General features: G+C 61.7%; 13 protein-coding genes and 1 tRNA gene. 11 read left to right on the top strand and 3 right to left on the bottom strand.

All coding sequences use genetic code 11. The annotated features are described in order from the left end of the window. Nucleotide 1: 1 nt before the first annotated feature. The 11 genes from AB8B20_RS18670 (at nucleotide 2) to AB8B20_RS18620 (ending at nucleotide 11,345) form a co-directional block, all read left to right on the top strand. On the top strand, nucleotides 2–922 hold the full coding sequence (locus AB8B20_RS18670) for an ABC transporter permease (protein ID WP_439074359.1): 921 nt from the start codon (nucleotides 2–4) through the stop codon (nucleotides 920–922). 211 nt (nucleotides 923–1,133) lie between these two features. Beyond that, nucleotides 1,134–2,948: a dipeptide ABC transporter ATP-binding protein gene (locus AB8B20_RS18665; protein ID WP_439074360.1), complete on the top strand. Its 1,815-nt coding sequence runs from the start codon at nucleotides 1,134–1,136 to the stop codon at nucleotides 2,946–2,948. 20 nt (nucleotides 2,949–2,968) lie between these two features. Continuing rightward, on the top strand, nucleotides 2,969–3,148 hold the full coding sequence (locus tag AB8B20_RS18660) for a DUF4089 domain-containing protein (RefSeq protein WP_439074361.1): 180 nt from the start codon (nucleotides 2,969–2,971) through the stop codon (nucleotides 3,146–3,148). Next, nucleotides 3,138–4,553 carry an AtzE family amidohydrolase gene (locus AB8B20_RS18655; protein ID WP_439074362.1) on the top strand — a complete coding sequence of 472 codons (1,416 nt, stop codon included), beginning with the start codon at nucleotides 3,138–3,140 and terminating at the stop codon, nucleotides 4,551–4,553. The genes AB8B20_RS18660 and AB8B20_RS18655 overlap by 11 nt, the downstream gene beginning before the upstream one ends. Before the next feature lies 1 nt (nucleotide 4,554). Next, the gene (hpxZ, locus tag AB8B20_RS18650) at nucleotides 4,555–4,953 is read left to right on the top strand and encodes an oxalurate catabolism protein HpxZ (RefSeq protein WP_089263511.1); all 399 of its coding nucleotides are present in this window, start codon (nucleotides 4,555–4,557) and stop codon (nucleotides 4,951–4,953) included. A gap of 11 nt (nucleotides 4,954–4,964) precedes the next feature. Further along, nucleotides 4,965–5,690 carry a GntR family transcriptional regulator gene (locus tag AB8B20_RS18645; RefSeq protein ID WP_374725624.1) on the top strand — a complete coding sequence of 242 codons (726 nt, stop codon included), beginning with the start codon at nucleotides 4,965–4,967 and terminating at the stop codon, nucleotides 5,688–5,690. A 214-nt stretch (nucleotides 5,691–5,904) separates the two neighbouring features. Further along, nucleotides 5,905–7,359 (top strand): MFS transporter, encoded by a 1,455-nt coding sequence (locus AB8B20_RS18640; protein ID WP_439075016.1) that lies wholly within the window; start codon nucleotides 5,905–5,907, stop codon nucleotides 7,357–7,359. A 10-nt stretch (nucleotides 7,360–7,369) separates the two neighbouring features. After that, complete coding sequence (gene otsB / locus AB8B20_RS18635; protein WP_439075018.1) at nucleotides 7,370–8,185, top strand: trehalose-phosphatase; 816 nt, start codon at nucleotides 7,370–7,372, stop codon at nucleotides 8,183–8,185. Nucleotides 8,186–8,341: 156 nt separating this feature from the next. Then, a complete protein-coding gene (locus AB8B20_RS18630) occupies nucleotides 8,342–9,814 on the top strand; it encodes a trehalose-6-phosphate synthase (RefSeq protein ID WP_439074363.1) in 1,473 nt (490 codons plus the stop codon). 222 nt (nucleotides 9,815–10,036) lie between these two features. After that, a tRNA-Ser gene (locus AB8B20_RS18625) sits at nucleotides 10,037–10,126 on the top strand. 277 nt (nucleotides 10,127–10,403) lie between these two features. Further along, complete coding sequence (locus AB8B20_RS18620) at nucleotides 10,404–11,345, top strand: DUF2778 domain-containing protein (RefSeq protein ID WP_439074364.1); 942 nt, start codon at nucleotides 10,404–10,406, stop codon at nucleotides 11,343–11,345. A gap of 290 nt (nucleotides 11,346–11,635) precedes the next feature. Here AB8B20_RS18620 and AB8B20_RS18615 read toward each other — a convergent pair whose 3' ends face one another. The 3 genes from AB8B20_RS18615 to AB8B20_RS18605 all read right to left on the bottom strand — a co-directional run bounded on the left by AB8B20_RS18615 (nucleotide 11,636) and on the right by AB8B20_RS18605 (nucleotide 14,510). After that, nucleotides 11,636–12,862 (bottom strand): alpha/beta fold hydrolase, encoded by a 1,227-nt coding sequence (locus AB8B20_RS18615; RefSeq protein ID WP_439074365.1) that lies wholly within the window; start codon nucleotides 12,860–12,862, stop codon nucleotides 11,636–11,638. 12 nt (nucleotides 12,863–12,874) lie between these two features. Then, complete coding sequence (locus AB8B20_RS18610; protein ID WP_439074366.1) at nucleotides 12,875–13,765, bottom strand: NAD(P)-dependent oxidoreductase; 891 nt, start codon at nucleotides 13,763–13,765, stop codon at nucleotides 12,875–12,877. Between the two features lie 61 nt (nucleotides 13,766–13,826). Beyond that, on the bottom strand, nucleotides 13,827–14,510 hold the full coding sequence (locus AB8B20_RS18605) for a GntR family transcriptional regulator (RefSeq protein WP_439074367.1): 684 nt from the start codon (nucleotides 14,508–14,510) through the stop codon (nucleotides 13,827–13,829). Between the last annotated feature and the right edge of the window lie 72 nt (nucleotides 14,511–14,582).

Here is a 14,582-nt window from a genome sequence, read left to right as displayed (position 1 = left end):
CATGAACGCTGTCACGCCTGTCGATTCCGAAGCCGTTCCCGCGTCGCAGCCTGCGCCCGCAAAGCGTACCTCCGGCTTTGCCGCGACGCTGTCACACACCCGTTACATCCTCGGTGAAAACCGCGTCACGGCGTTTGCATTCGGCCTGCTGGTGCTGATCGTGTTCGCAGCGCTGTTCGGTCCTTACATCGTACCTTACGATCCGCTCGCCAGCGACACGGCGCAGGCGTTGAAGGCGCCATCTGCGACGCACTGGTTCGGCACCGATCAGCTCGGCCGCGATATTTTCAGCCGCGTCATCGTCGCGACCCGGCTCGATTTCTTCATCGCTATCGCCTCGGTCATCCTGGTGTTCGCCATGGGCGGCCTCGCCGGCATCGCCTCGGGCTATTTCGGCGGCTGGACCGATCGTATCGTCGGCCGTATCGCCGATACGATCATGGCGTTTCCGCTGTTCGTGCTGGCCATGGGTATCGTCGCTGCGCTGGGTAACACCGTGCAGAACATCATCATCGCCACCGCCATCGTGAACTTCCCGCTTTATGCGCGTGTCGCTCGCGCAGAGGCCAATGTCCGCCGCGAGGCCGGCTTTGTGCAGGCGGCCCGGTTGTCGGGCAATAGCGAGATGCGCATCCTGCTGGTGCATATCCTGCCCAACATCATGCCGATCATGATCGTGCAGATGTCGCTGACCATGGGTTACGCGATCCTCAATGCGGCGGGCCTCTCCTTCATCGGTCTCGGTGTCCGTCCGCCGACCGCAGAATGGGGCATCATGGTCGCCGAAGGCGCATCCTTCATGGTGTCGGGCGAATGGTGGATCGCATTGTTTCCCGGTCTGGCGCTGATGATCGCGGTGTTCTGCTTCAACCTGCTGGGCGATGGTCTGCGCGACATCGTCGATCCGCAGCGACGGACGTAACGATGCAAGCACACTCCGCAGATCGCTTTCTTAACCTCTCCCCGCTCTGCGCGGGGAGAGGTCGACGCTCGCGTAGCGAGCGGCGGGTGAGGGGCAGGGCACTGACCTCGCCATCAACGCAGGTGTTTGCGGATCGCAAGAGCCCCTCACCCCAACCCTCTCCCCGCAAGGGCGAGGCGAGGGAGCCTACCGAGCACGTGGAGACATCGGCATGACCGCTCAACCGCTTCTCGACGTCAGCGACCTCACTGTCGAATTCGCCACGCGGCGCGGCATCGTCAAGGCCGTGCAGCACGTCAATATTTCCGTGGCCAAGGGCGAAACACTCGGCATCGTCGGCGAGTCCGGCTCGGGCAAGTCGGTGACGTCCTATGCGGTGATGCGCATTCTCGACCGGGCCGGCAAGATCGCCGAAGGCTCGGTGATGTTCTCCGGCGTCGACATCAAGGGCGCAACCGAGAACCAGATGCGCGACCTGCGCGGCCGCGAAATCTCGATGATCTTCCAGAATCCACGCGCGGCGCTCAATCCGATCCGGAAGGTCGGCGATCAGATCGAGGACGTGCTGCGCCAACATGCGCAGGCTGGTAGCGCAGACCGTGCCGAGAAGGCCATCGAGGCGCTGGAGCAGGTCAAGATCGCACGGCCGCGCGAGCGCTATCATGCCTATCCGTTCGAACTCTCGGGCGGCATGTGCCAGCGCGTGGTGATCGCATTGGCGCTGGCCTGCAATCCGCAGCTCCTGATCGCTGATGAGCCGACCACTGGCCTCGATGTCACGACGCAGAAAGCCGTGATGGATCTGGTCGTCGAGCTCACCAAGAGCCGCGGCATGTCGACCATCCTGATCACTCATGATCTCGGTCTTGCCGCTGCCTATTGCGACCGTGTGGTGGTGATGGAAAAGGGCAGGGTGGTCGAGACGGCGCTGTCGGCGGATATCTTCGCCAATCCGAAACACGCCTATACGAAGAAGTTGATGCAGGCGACGCCGCGGCTTGGCGTCTCGCTGCGCGATCTGCTGCCGGCCGAAGAACGCGCGGCGATGCCGGTGCAGGCTCTTCTTACCTCTCCCCGCTTGCGGGGAGAGGTCGACGCGCGCAGCGCGTCGGGTGAGGGGGAGCCGGCGAGTGAATCTCTGATTCCCCCTCTCCCCGACCCTCTCCCCGCAAGCGGGGAGAGGGAGCAGAGGCCCCTTCTCACCGTCGAAAATCTGGTCAAGGAATATGCCCGCCAGGGTGCGACGGCCTCTCTGGCAAAACTGTTCTCGCGCAAGCCGCCGACCGAGCCGGACAAGTTTCGTGCTGTCGATGGCATCAGCTTTACGGTCGGCCACGGCGAGAGCGTCGGCCTTGTCGGCGAATCCGGCTGCGGCAAGTCCACGACATCGATGATGGTGATGCGGCTGATCGACAAGACCTCGGGCCGCATCTCGTTCGATGGCGACGAGATCGGCGAGATTGCGCCGAACTCTTTTGCGCGGCTGCCGCTGCGCAAGAGCATCCAGATGGTGTTCCAGGATCCCACCGACAGCCTGAATCCCCGTTTCACGGCGGCGCGCGCCATCGCCGATCCGATCATGCAGCTTGGCGACATCAAGGGCGGCGATGCATTACGTGCAAAATGCGAAGACCTCGCGCGACAGGTGGGGCTGCCGCTCGAATTACTCGATCGCTTTCCGCACCAGATGTCCGGCGGCCAGAAGGCGCGTGTCGGCATTGCTCGCGCCATCGCGCTGCAACCCAAGCTGATCATCCTGGATGAGCCGACGGCGGCGCTCGACGTCTCCGTCCAGGCGGTGGTGCTGAACCTGCTGCAGGACCTCAAGCAGTCGATGGGGATGAGCTATTTGTTCGTGTCGCACGATTTGAATGTGGTGCGTTTGCTGTGCGATCGTGTCATCGTGATGCGCACGGGGCGGATCGTCGAGCAGGGCCTGACCGAGGCCGTGCTGGATGCGCCGCAGGATGCTTACACGAAGGAACTGTTGTCGGCGATCCCGCATCCGCCGTTGCCGGTTCATTGAGGCAGATCGAGAGAGGGACCGTGGCCGAACCGCTTGATGACTATATCGACGCCGTCGCCGGGGCGTTGGCGCTGCCGATCGAAGACGCGTGGAAGCCGTCCGTCCGTGCCAATCTCGCGGTGACGCTGAAGATGGCTAAAATGGTCGACGAATTTTCGCTGCCCGATGAAATCGAACCGGCGAGCATCTATGCAGCTTGATCCCGTTATCACCCCCGAAGGCGATTGGCGCCCGGCGTCCGACATCGCACAGGCAGTCGCCGCGAAGAAAATCTCGGCGCTCGCCGTCACCGAAGCTGCGCTCGCGCGGATCGCGCAGCACAATCCGGTCCTGAACGCATTTACTGATGTCACTGCCGATCGCGCGCGCGCGACGGCGAAGGCGCTGGATGCCGCGATTGCCGCGGGTCAAAGCGTAGGGCCGCTTGCAGGCGTGCCATTCGCCGTGAAGAACCTGTTCGATGTCACCGGCCTGCCGACCCGCGCCGGCTCCAAAATCAACCGCGATCGTCCAGCTTCGACCCGCGATGCGACACTGGTTGAGCGCATGGAGGCGGCCGGCGCCGTATTGGTCGGCACGCTCAATATGGGCGAATACGCCTATGATTTTACGGGCGAGAATATTCATGACGGCCCGTCGCGGAATCCTCATGACGTGACCCGGATGACCGGCGGCTCGTCGGGCGGTTCCGGCGGCGCAGTCGGCGGCAGTCTCGTGCCGCTTGCCTTGGGGTCGGACACCAACGGATCGATCCGCGTGCCGTCGTCGTTTTGCGGCATCTTCGGCCTGAAGCCGACTTACGGCCGGCTGTCGCGGGCGCGCTCGTTTCCGTTTGTCGCGAGCTTCGATCATCTCGGCCCGTTCGCACGATCGGTCGAGGACCTCGCGCTGTCCTACGATGCCATGCAGGGACCCGATGCCGAGGATGCGGCGTGTTCAACCCGCGCCATCGAGTCGGTGACGGCGCTGCTCGAACAGGATATCGGCTCTTTCCGCATCGCTGCGGCCGGCGGATACTTTCGCAAGAACCTGTTTCCGGAGGCCCAGGAGGCGGTTGCGCGTGTCACGAAGGCGCTCGGCGTCACACGCGACATCGAGCTGCCCGAGGTCGCCCGCGCGCGTTCGGCGGCCTACGTCATCTCGACCGTTGAAGGCGCCTCGCTGCATCTGGACCGTCTGCGGACACGGCCCAATGACTTCGACCCGGCGGTGCGAGACCGGTTGCTGGCCGGCGCCATGGTGCCGGCGCCGCTGGTCGATCGGGCGCAGAAATTCCGTCGCTGGTACCGCGCGAAGGTGCTCGAACTGTTCAAGGATGTCGATGTGATCATCGCGCCGGCGACGCCTTGCGTCGCGCCGAAGCTGGGGCAGGCGACTTTCGTGCTCGACGGCGTCGAACTGCCAGTGCGGGCCAATATCGGCATCCATACCCAGCCGATCTCTTTCATCGGTCTGCCCGTGGTCGCCGTCCCCGTGCCGCTCGATCCGATGCCGATCGGTGTGCAGATCATTGCGGCGCCGTGGCGGGAAGACATCGCGCTGCGCGTCGCTTATGCTTTGGAGCGGGCCGGCGTCGTTGCCGCGCCCCGCGCAAAAGGGTTCTAACATGGACATTGATCTGCCGGACGTCATCGCCGAAGTGGGCGCCGCCTTCGCACGTTATGAGAAGGCACTGACGACCAACGACACGGCGGTGCTTGGCGAATTGTTTCGCAACGATCCGCGGACGCTGCGCTATGGGATGGGTGAAAACCTCTACGGTTATGACGAGATCCAGGCATTTCGCGGTGCACGCTCGCCGGTCGGATTGATGCGCCGCACTGCGCGCACGGTGATTTCCGCCTATGGCCGCGACACTGCGGTCGCCTCGACGCTATTTTATCGCGACACGGCTCCGGGTAAGGTCGGTCGACAGATGCAGACGTGGATCCGCTTTCCGGAAGGCTGGCGAATCGTGGCGGCGTCTGTCAGCCTGATCGACGAACCGCAGGGCGCCAAGGGATGAGTTTCGACGACATGCTGATCCAGCCGGGGAAGCCGCGCCGCAAGGCGGGCATCGCCGGGCCGGTCAGCCGGGTTGACCGTGCCGGGACTATCACCGGCAAGATGACGCGCGCCGAAGAACTCCGCCTGCAACTGGCCGACGAGATCGTGCGCGGCGTGCTGCCCCCCGGTACCTCACTCGACGAAACTGATCTGGCACAGCGTTTCAATGTTTCGCGCACGCCCGTTCGTGAAGCGTTGCGTCAGCTCACGGCAAGCGGCCTTGTCGACTCGCGCGCGCATCGCGGTGCCGTCGTGGCGCAGCCGTCGATCGATCGTCTCACCGGCATGTTCGAGGCGATGGCCGAACTCGAAGCGATATGTGCGGGTCTCGCCGCCGAACGGATGCCGGCCGTGCAACGTCACGCGCTGGAGGCCATCCACGAAGAGCTGCGGGTGCTGAGCTACGACGGCAATCCGGATCGCTTCCACGAAGTGAACGAGCGTTTTCACAACGCGATCTATGCGGGCTCGCAGAACGAATATATCGCGGAGATCACGTTGGCGACCCGGGTTCGGGTCCAGCCGTTCCGGCGTGCGCAGTTCCGTAATCTCGGTCGTCTCGCCAAGTCGCAGGCCGAGCATGACCGCGTCGTCGTCGCCATCATGCGCGGCGATCGCAACGGCGCCGCCGCGGCGATGCGCGCCCATATCGAACTGGTGCGCGGCGAATACGAGCATTACGCCGTTTCGCTCTAGGTCCCAATTCCCCGCATAAAGTGGGAACCAACGCGTTCTTTGTGGGTTGGTCCACGTAGAATGTGACCCTTTGGCGCTGAATCACCCGTCACCGCAAGGTTTCGGGCTTTTCGCGTTGATGTCGATTTCCGCTTTTTCCGTGGGGTAGCGAGCAAATGCTCAGGAGCAAGGCGGTATGGCTTATCTGAGCAGCACGGATATCGCGGCTTCGCCGATGCCGAGCCAGACGTCAGCTTCTGACTCGGATCGTATCATCGAAACCGATATTCCTGCGCGTCTGGATGCGCTGCGCTGGAGTGGCTTTCACACCCGGGTTGTCCTGGCGCTCGGTATCACATGGATACTCGATGGCCTTGAGGTGACGCTGGCGGGGGCGCTATCCGGCGCGCTGAAGGAAGATCCGGCGCTGAAGTTTTCGAACCTCGATGTCGGCTTTGCCAACAGCGCTTATCTTGCAGGCGCTGTGATCGGCGCGCTGGGCTTCGGCTGGCTGACGGACCGCATCGGCCGGAAGAAACTGTTCTTCATTACGCTAGCGCTTTATCTCACGGCGACTGCCGCGACAGCGCTGTCATGGAATCTTGCCAGCTATGCCCTGTTTCGATTCCTGACGGGTGCCGGCATTGGCGGGGAATATACGGCGATCAATTCAACGATTCAGGAGCTTGTTCCGGCGCGTTATCGTGGCTGGACCGATCTGGTGATCAACGGAAGCTTCTGGTTGGGCGCCGCGATGGGCGCGGTTTGCGCCATCGTCTTGCTGGACCCCGCAGTGATTTCGCAATCCTATGGCTGGCGGCTGGCCTATTTCACCGGTGCCATTCTCGGTCTCATCGTGCTGTTCATGCGAATGTGGATTCCGGAAAGCCCGCGATGGCTGATGATCCACGGTCAGCCGCAGCGCGCCGAAGAGATCGTGGCTGAGATCGAAATCTCCGCGCATCAGAAGGCCAAGCCGTCGGTTCTGGCCGCGCTGCCGAAGATCAGGCTGACGATGCGCGATCATACGCCGCTGAAGGAAGTCGCGCAGACACTGTTCGTGCTGTATCGGCAGCGGTCGCTGGTCGGACTCGTGCTAATGGCGTCGCAGGCGTTTTTCTACAACGCGATCTTCTTCACCTATGCGCTGGTACTGACGGATTTCTTCGGTATCCCGTCCAACCATGTCGGCTGGTATATCCTGCCGTTTGCCGCAGGCAATTTTCTTGGACCGCTGCTGCTCGGCCGGCTGTTCGATACGCTCGGGCGTCGCGTCATGATTGCGGTGACCTACGGCATGTCGGGCATCTTGCTTGCGATCTCCGGCTATCTGTTCTCGATCGATGTGTTGAGTGCACAGACCCAGACCATCGCCTGGATGATCATCTTCTTCTTTGCGTCGCCGGCGGCGAGTGCGGCCTATCTCACCGTCAGTGAGACGTTCCCGATCGAGGTGCGCGCATTGGCGATCGCTGTCTTCTACGCGATCGGCACCGGGATCGGCGGCGTTGCCGGCCCGGCGCTGTTTGGCGTGCTGATCGATACCGGGTCGCGCAACAGCGTGTTTGCCGGCTACCTGTTTGGCGCTGTTCTGATGATCGTGGCTGCGATCGTCGGCTGGCGCTATGCCGTCGCGGCGGAACGCCAGCCGCTTGAATCAGTTGCACGGCCGCTGGCCGTGGTGGAGTAACTTCATGAACATGTCTCAGAAAATTATCGAAATTCCTGTCGACGATGCGCCGCATTCCGAAGAGGTACTGTATCCGGGTGCGGAATTGCCACGGCTTAGCGAATGTGCGCTGTTGCTCGATATCGACGGTACGCTGCTCGATCTGGCGCCGACGCCGCGTGAAGTGTGGGTGCCACCGGATCTGGCGACGTCCATGGGCAAACTGCTGCAGCGCACGAATGGCGCCATGGCGCTTGTCTCAGGTCGCTCGATCAACGACATCGATCTGATTTTCGCGCCGATGCAATTCCCGGCGGTCGGCGGCCACGGCGCTGAAATGCGACTATCGGCAGAGAATGAATCGGTCGCGTCAGGCGCGCCGCCGATGGACAAGGAATTGAAGCGTCGCCTTGCTGCCATTGCAAAGTTGAGCCCGGGCATTCTGCTCGAGGACAAGGGCTATGCGCTCGCGCTGCATTACCGTCTCGCGCCGCATGCGGAGAAGGCGATCTATGATGCGGTCTCCGCGATCCGTGCCGATCTGCCGAATGCGCCGATCGAAGTGCTGCCCGGCAAGGCTGTCTGCGAGATCAAGCCGGCTGGTGTGACCAAGGCGACGGGCGTGATCGAATTGATGAGGCATGAGCCGTTCAGCGGGCGCCGTCCGATCTTCATCGGCGATGATGTCACCGATGAATCTGTATTTGCGATCATGCCCGGCATGAATGGTCTCGCATTCTCCGTCGGTCGCCGTGCGCAAGGCGTATCGGGGCACTTCGACGAGCCGCGCGATGTGCGCGCATGGCTCGCGCGCTTGCTGATCGACGATGCGGCGAAATCGAAGTGATTCATCTCATGTCTTGATACCGATGCAGATGGAACTCACTGAAAGGTGAGTTCCATCGTCGCGTGCCCGAATTTGGTTTCAATTGGGTCGAATGGTGACGAGGAACCATATTGATGAACGGACGTTTATCAATGTGTGCAATCAGGAGGGGACCCTGTGAATCTCGTCGTAGTCTCAAACCGAGTATCGCGCGCTTCGGCGAATGAGCCGATGACCGGCGGTCTGGCAGCAGCCTTGCTGCCCGTGGTGGAGAAATCTGGCGCGATTTGGGTGGGTTCCAGCGGCCGCGTGCGCGATGGCGCGCAGAAGGAACCGTTTGCCGAAATTGAGGCGCTGGGCGCCGGTGCGCTGGCAATGCTCGATCTGCCCGCCGCGCATTACGGTGGCTATTACGAAGGCTTCGCCAATTCAGCGCTTTGGCCTGCACTGCATTCCCGTACCGACCTGATCTGCACGTCGCACGATGATTATCAGTCGTATCGCGAAGTGAATTCGTTCTTCGCGCGCGCGCTGCTGCGGTTCCGCAAGCCCGATACCGCGTTCTGGATTCAGGATTACCATTTCCTTGCGCTTGGCGCAGAATTGCGCGCGCTTGGCGTGACGCATCCGCTCGGCTTTTTCCTGCATACACCGTGGCCGGCACGCGATATTTTTGGCGGCGTGCCGCATCATCGCGAGCTGGTCGAGGCAATGCTCGCTTACGATCTGATCGGCTTCCAGACCGAAGGTGATCGCGACAACTTCCTGTCTTATGTGGATGGCGATCTCGGCCTGGATACGACGGGTGGTGTGGTGATGTCGCGTTACGGCGCGTCGCGCTGTGCGGTATTTCCGATCGGTATCGATCCCGCGAAGTTTGCTACGCATGCCGCCAAGGCTGCGTCGCATCCCGATGTGTCGCGGCTGCGCCGCAGCCTGCACGGCGAGAAACTCGCCATCGGTGTCGATCGCGTCGATTACTCCAAGGGTCTCGTCAATCGTCTCGAGGCGTTCGACCGCATGCTCACGCGGCAGCCGCAGCTCAAGCGTTCTGTCTCGCTGTTGCAGATCGCGACATTGTCGCGCGGTACGATCGAGGCCTATGGCGACCTGCAGAACCAGCTTGCGAAGCTGGTGAGCGACATTAACGGGCGTCACGGCGAAGTTGACTGGACGCCGATCCGCTATCTCAACAAGGGCTTCAGCCAGACCGTGCTCGCTGGCCTCTATCGCACCGCGCAGGTCGGCCTGGTGACGCCGCTGCATGACGGCATGAATCTGGTCGCCAAGGAATATGTCGCTGCGCAGAACCCGGTCGATCCCGGTGTGCTGGTGCTGTCGAAATATGCCGGCGCCGCCAACGAGCTCGATACGGCCCTGCTGGTCAATCCGCATGATGTGGACGGCATGGCGCGCACCATCGCGACCGCATTTTCGATGCCGTTGCTGGAGCGCCGCATGCGCTGGGAAGCCATGATGGCGAAGTTGCGCGCCGGCACGATCCAGGACTGGTTCGCTGATTTCGTCGAGGCGCTTCAGCAGGCCCATGTCGCCAATGACAAGACGCCGGTGGAAACGCTGCCGGTTGAGCCGGCCGTACTCTGGCCGGTCCAATCGCTGGGCGCTGGGGTCGGTAGCCGGTTCCACTGAGCCGCGGCGCCGCCCAGGCGAAATGGGGAGGTCCCCCGCGGCGCGCTGGCGTGGGGGGCTGTGCCGACGCATCGCAAGCCGATTCGCCGCTCGCCAGGGCCAGCGGGTGGCGCCAAGGCGCCCCCGAATTCCCTATATCCTTCAATAATTTGAGAAAAACCGCCGGGCCGAGCCGGCGGTCCCTTGCAAATCTCGCTCCGGCCCGTCATGAGAAGGCGCGCCGGAGAGATGGCCGAGTGGCTTAAGGCGCACGCTTGGAAAGCGTGTGTGCGGGAAACCGTACCGTGGGTTCGAATCCCACTCTCTCCGCCAGCACCCCCCTCCTAACTAGCTGATCTATTTGCGAGCCGGCCGTCGTCCTTCCGCTCCCCGCACGCGGTAACAGGATGACGTCTGCGTCGATGGCTGGGTTTTTAGCGAGCCTGTTTAGGCAGGCTGGACTGGAAAAGGAATCTCTCGCTCTGGGAGACGGACCTTCCGGAGTGGCGCAAAGTCTGGCGAGGCCAAATGGCTTAATACGTCAGGCTCGTTGGCTTGATTTGAGCTTGAATTATTGGGTAGCCTTTTTGCGTCGTGTCCGGGGCATCAATTGCGTAGATCTCGAATTGTTATTGCTGCTGCGTCTGTCGGAGCTATCGCTGCGGCTTTGACGCTATGCGCGTATGTTCGAGAGCCTCAAAATGTACTGAGCTTCTTTAAGGCGAAAAATCCAAGTAGTCCCCAGCTCGACGACATCTCGTTCGTTCAGCGTTTTCCGCAAGCGTTTGATTTTGAAGTGTCGGCTTCTCATGTCGAATTAGAAGTTCAGCGGGCTAAGTCGCAGCTCGCGCAAGCAATGCGATCGCAGCCAGTACTTCCCGCCGACAGTTCGCTCGGAATCTCGGCGGCGAATGGAAAAGTGCCGCTACCGAGAGTCCGGCCGTCGGCGGCCAATTTGATTGCTGTGTCTCTGCCCGATCAAGCGTCAACACCGTCTGATCCTTTGTCCAACGTAAGCGCAGCACTTAAAAAAGTCTTCGCGATGCTACAGCCGTCTGAAACTGTTTTGGCATCCGCGTCACCCGAGGGTGGAATCTCCGGTGACGGAAAGGACAGTGCACCTCCAACGTTGGCGGAAACGCGAACGGCGCTTTACGACATTTCCGCGCGCACCGTTTACATGCCCGACGGAACGCGGCTCGAGGCTCACTCCGGACTTGGCGAACTGATGGACGATCCAACGCAAGTCCACGTCCATGATCGAGGTGCGACGCCACCGCAGATATATGAACTGAGCAAGCGAGAGAAGCCGTTTCACGGCGTTGAAGCATTGAGAATGAAGCCGGTGGGTCAAGGTGATCTGTTTGGTCGCGCCGGATTGCTTACGCACAGCTACTTGATGGGACCAAAGGGAGATTCGAACGGTTGCGTATCGTTCAAGGACTACGCAACGTTCTTGCAGGCTTACAAAGCAGGCGCCGTGAAGCGATTGATCGTCGTACCGAGCCTGGCCGATCCGACCGTTATGGTGGCACAAAAAAACTCGATGTAGCCGTGTCTGTGAATACTCAGATATCGCACCGGCTTGAGATTGATCTTCAGAACTAATTTTCGCCCAGATTTAGATTGGTAGTATGCCAACGCCGAATCGGGGGATTCGCATATGACACCCAGTGACTACGCGCGAATGGCGAAAAATTGCGCCGAGCGAGCTGACGCCTTGGAGCCCGGCCCGAAGAGAGACGAGTTGCTTAAGAAAGCACAGCAGTTTCGTTTTTACGCGAAGGTCGAAAATTGGGTGGCGTCGCCGGGGCTGCAACCTCCGGATTGAATCTTGCGCATTTAAAGCGGCAAACGACGCAGTGCCTGGAAGACGGGACGCAGATAGTCCAGCATCTTTGGCGGGTTCTCCGTCATCGGAAAATGCCCGAGCTCCGGCATCTCGGTCACCACGGCACCCTCGATCCATTCGGCAAGCGCGTAGGCATCGCTCACGGTGGCAGAGAAGTCGTAGTGACCGATCAGGAGATGCACCGGGATCTTGTGGCCATCGATGAGCTTGGCGGTCTGTTCGCCGTCGAACTCGTCCGAATAGAAAGCCAGATCGCCGTCATAGATGCCCGGCGCACCCTGCGAATAGATCCAGGCAGCGCGTCGGCGATCCTCAGTGGGGCTGGACGGGCTCATCAATCCGCGCACATAGGCTGCCGAATGCCAGCCGCCATTGACGCCTGCATGCGTGAGATAGTCGTTACGACGGCCGCGTGGGCGCAAGGGCGCTTCGAGCGCGATCACGGCTTTCACGAGATCAGGTCGCTCTGCGGCGAGCGCCATGGCGATGCCGGCGCCCATCGAGCAGCCCATCACCACAACGGGTTCGCCGATCGCCTGTTCGATGAAGCTCGCGCACCAGTCCAGATAGGTTGGCTGATCGAGCTGATAGATGCTGCCGTCCCAACCGATAGGTGGCATGGAGCGGCCATGATGCGGCATGTCGAAGCCGATCAGACGCCAGTCGTGCCCGAGTTCGGGATCGCACATCACGCCGTGAAACTGCCGCGTATCCGCTCCGGCTGTGTGGAGGCACAGCACTGGCCTGCCGGTGCCCGTGGCTTCTGAATAGATCTCGGCAATCTGCCCGCCGGCGCTGTGCACGCGGTGATAGCGGCCCTCAAGGCGCGTGAGATCGACTTCGACCGCATGCGCGGCCGGCACCGTCAGATTCGCAAACACGGCTTCTAGAAATGCGCGGGCCTGCGCAATGACCAGCGCATTGCCGGTCACGGTGAAGCTGGTGTTGCGCAGCTGGATCGATGAAAACGAATGATAGGTCGGCGGCGGGCAGGGCGCCAGCACCTTCAGCCATGCTGTGGCTGGCCCGGATAGCGCGATATCCGGCGCATTGCTGGGTATACTGACAACCGGCTGGTTGTTGCGACAAGCGATCGCGACGGCGGCCTCATCGATCCCAAACTGAATTTCAAGATCCAGTCCGCGCGCAAAAGACTGCACCTCCGGCGCGGCAATCGCGACCGCAAGTCGATTGCGAAGCTCGTCGATCAGGCCCATGCCCAACGTTACCTACTTCCTGGCAGTGAGATAGCGGCCAATCTCGACATGGTCGGCCGACGGTCCGAGTTTCTCCAGCGCAGCATCCCACAATGCGGCGACTTCGTCTGCCAGCGGCGCGCTGACGCCGATCTGGTGTGCGAGCTCGTCGGCGGTGCGGATATCTTTCGCCATCAAGGCCAGCCCAAATCCCGATGTGTATTTCTCGGGAATGATGAACTGCTTAAGCTTGTTTTCGGTCGAATTGTTGCGCCCGGTGGAGGCATTCAACACGTCGACGAGGACATTCGGATCGATGCCGAACTTTCCACCGATGGCAACGGCTTCGGCGGCAGCGGCGAGGCCCGCTGCCGAGACGTAGTTGTTCAGCGCCTTGGCGGCGTGACCGGAGCCGAGTGGTCCGGTGCGGAACACCGACTTGCCCATGGTATTCAACACGGGATCGGCGCGATCGATGGTCTTGCCGTCGCCGCCGGCCATGATCGCCAGCGTGCCGTCGATGGCGCGCTTCACGCCGCCCGATACCGGCGCGTCGATGAAAGCGAGACCCGCTGCGATCAGTTCTTCGCCGAGCGCGCGCGTGCCCATCGGAGCGGAGGAGCTCATGTCGATCACCACCGTGCCCGGTGCGAGCTTCGTCTTGAAGCCTTCGACGGCGGCGCGCACGATCTTACCATCCGGCAGCAGCGTAATGACGGCGGCTGCGTCCTTCACGGCTTCATCGACGGTCGCCGCCGACGTCCCACCAGCCTCGGCATGTTTGGCGCGCGCTTCGGCGAACGTATCGAAGCCAACCACCTGATAGCCCGCGCGCGCAATGCATGCGGCCATGGGGCGTCCCATATTGCCGAGGCCGATGACGGCGATCTTGGCGGGCGGATTGATGGTGGCTGAATTTGACACGGGCGTTCCTCTTCAAGTTCTTATTTTATTCGATATCTGGCGCGGCAGGTGATCGCGCTGGTCAGGGATTGTCGCGCCGCAACGCTTCCAGCGCTATCGCGGCGGCATTCTTGATGTGCTGGACGCAAGCCTGCTCGGCGCCATCTTCGTTGCCGGCCTCGATCGCGACAAGGATGGTCTCGATTTCGGCAAGACTGCGGCCGATGCGATTGGACTGGGTCATCGACGTCATGCGCAGCACCGTGACGCGGTTCAGCAGCATCTTCAGAAAGCGTTCGACGAAAACATTGCCGCAGCCTTCGAGCAGCGCAGCATAGAATTCAGTCTTGGCGGCCAACAGGTCGCTGCGGTCTTCCTGACCGGCTACCGCGCCCATCTGGACGAACTGTTTGCGCAATCGTTCGATGATCACCGGATCGCGCAGCCGTGCACATTCACGGCCGGCATAGCCCTCCAGCAGCGCGCGCAAATCATAGAGCTGCTCGGCTTCCTCGACGCTGATGGTGCTGACGATGGGGCCGCGATGCGGGATCGTGGTGACGAGGCCCTCTGCCTCCAGTTGCCGGAGCGCCTCGCGGATCGAGGTGCGGCCGACGCCGACCTGCTCGCACAGTTCACGCTCGATCAGCCGCTGGCCAGGCTTGAACAGCCCGCTACCGATTGCAGAGCGTAGTCGGTTTTCAACCAGCAGTCGCAGGCTGGTCGATTCCCGCGAGACATTCAGTTCCGATTCGATCTTTGCCATGCCTCAAGTTGACCGCCTATCAGACAATCTGTCAAGCAGCTTGACCGCTCGTCTGTTTTATGTCGAATTGCT

The sequence above is a fragment of the Tardiphaga sp. 866_E4_N1_4 genome (assembly GCF_052076075.1).
GTDB classification, from domain to species: Bacteria; Pseudomonadota; Alphaproteobacteria; order Rhizobiales; family Xanthobacteraceae; genus Tardiphaga; species Tardiphaga robiniae.
The sequence above is the reverse complement of the archived record's forward strand: the minus strand, read 5'-3'. Positions and strand labels throughout refer to the sequence as shown.

Coding starts and splice junctions, on each gene's coding strand:
- AB8B20_RS18670 (WP_439074359.1), top strand. CDS start 2: ATGAACGCTGTCACGCCTGTCGATTCCGAAGCCGTTCCCGCGTCGCAG.
- AB8B20_RS18665 (WP_439074360.1), top strand. CDS start 1,134: ATGACCGCTCAACCGCTTCTCGACGTCAGCGACCTCACTGTCGAATTC.
- AB8B20_RS18655 (WP_439074362.1), top strand. CDS start 3,138: ATGCAGCTTGATCCCGTTATCACCCCCGAAGGCGATTGGCGCCCGGCG.
- hpxZ (WP_089263511.1), top strand. CDS start 4,555: ATGGACATTGATCTGCCGGACGTCATCGCCGAAGTGGGCGCCGCCTTC.
- AB8B20_RS18645 (WP_374725624.1), top strand. CDS start 4,965: ATGCTGATCCAGCCGGGGAAGCCGCGCCGCAAGGCGGGCATCGCCGGG.
- AB8B20_RS18640 (WP_439075016.1), top strand. CDS start 5,905: ATGCCGAGCCAGACGTCAGCTTCTGACTCGGATCGTATCATCGAAACC.
- otsB (WP_439075018.1), top strand. CDS start 7,370: ATGTCTCAGAAAATTATCGAAATTCCTGTCGACGATGCGCCGCATTCC.
- AB8B20_RS18615 (WP_439074365.1), bottom strand. CDS start 12,862: ATGGGCCTGATCGACGAGCTTCGCAATCGACTTGCGGTCGCGATTGCC.
- AB8B20_RS18605 (WP_439074367.1), bottom strand. CDS start 14,510: ATGGCAAAGATCGAATCGGAACTGAATGTCTCGCGGGAATCGACCAGC.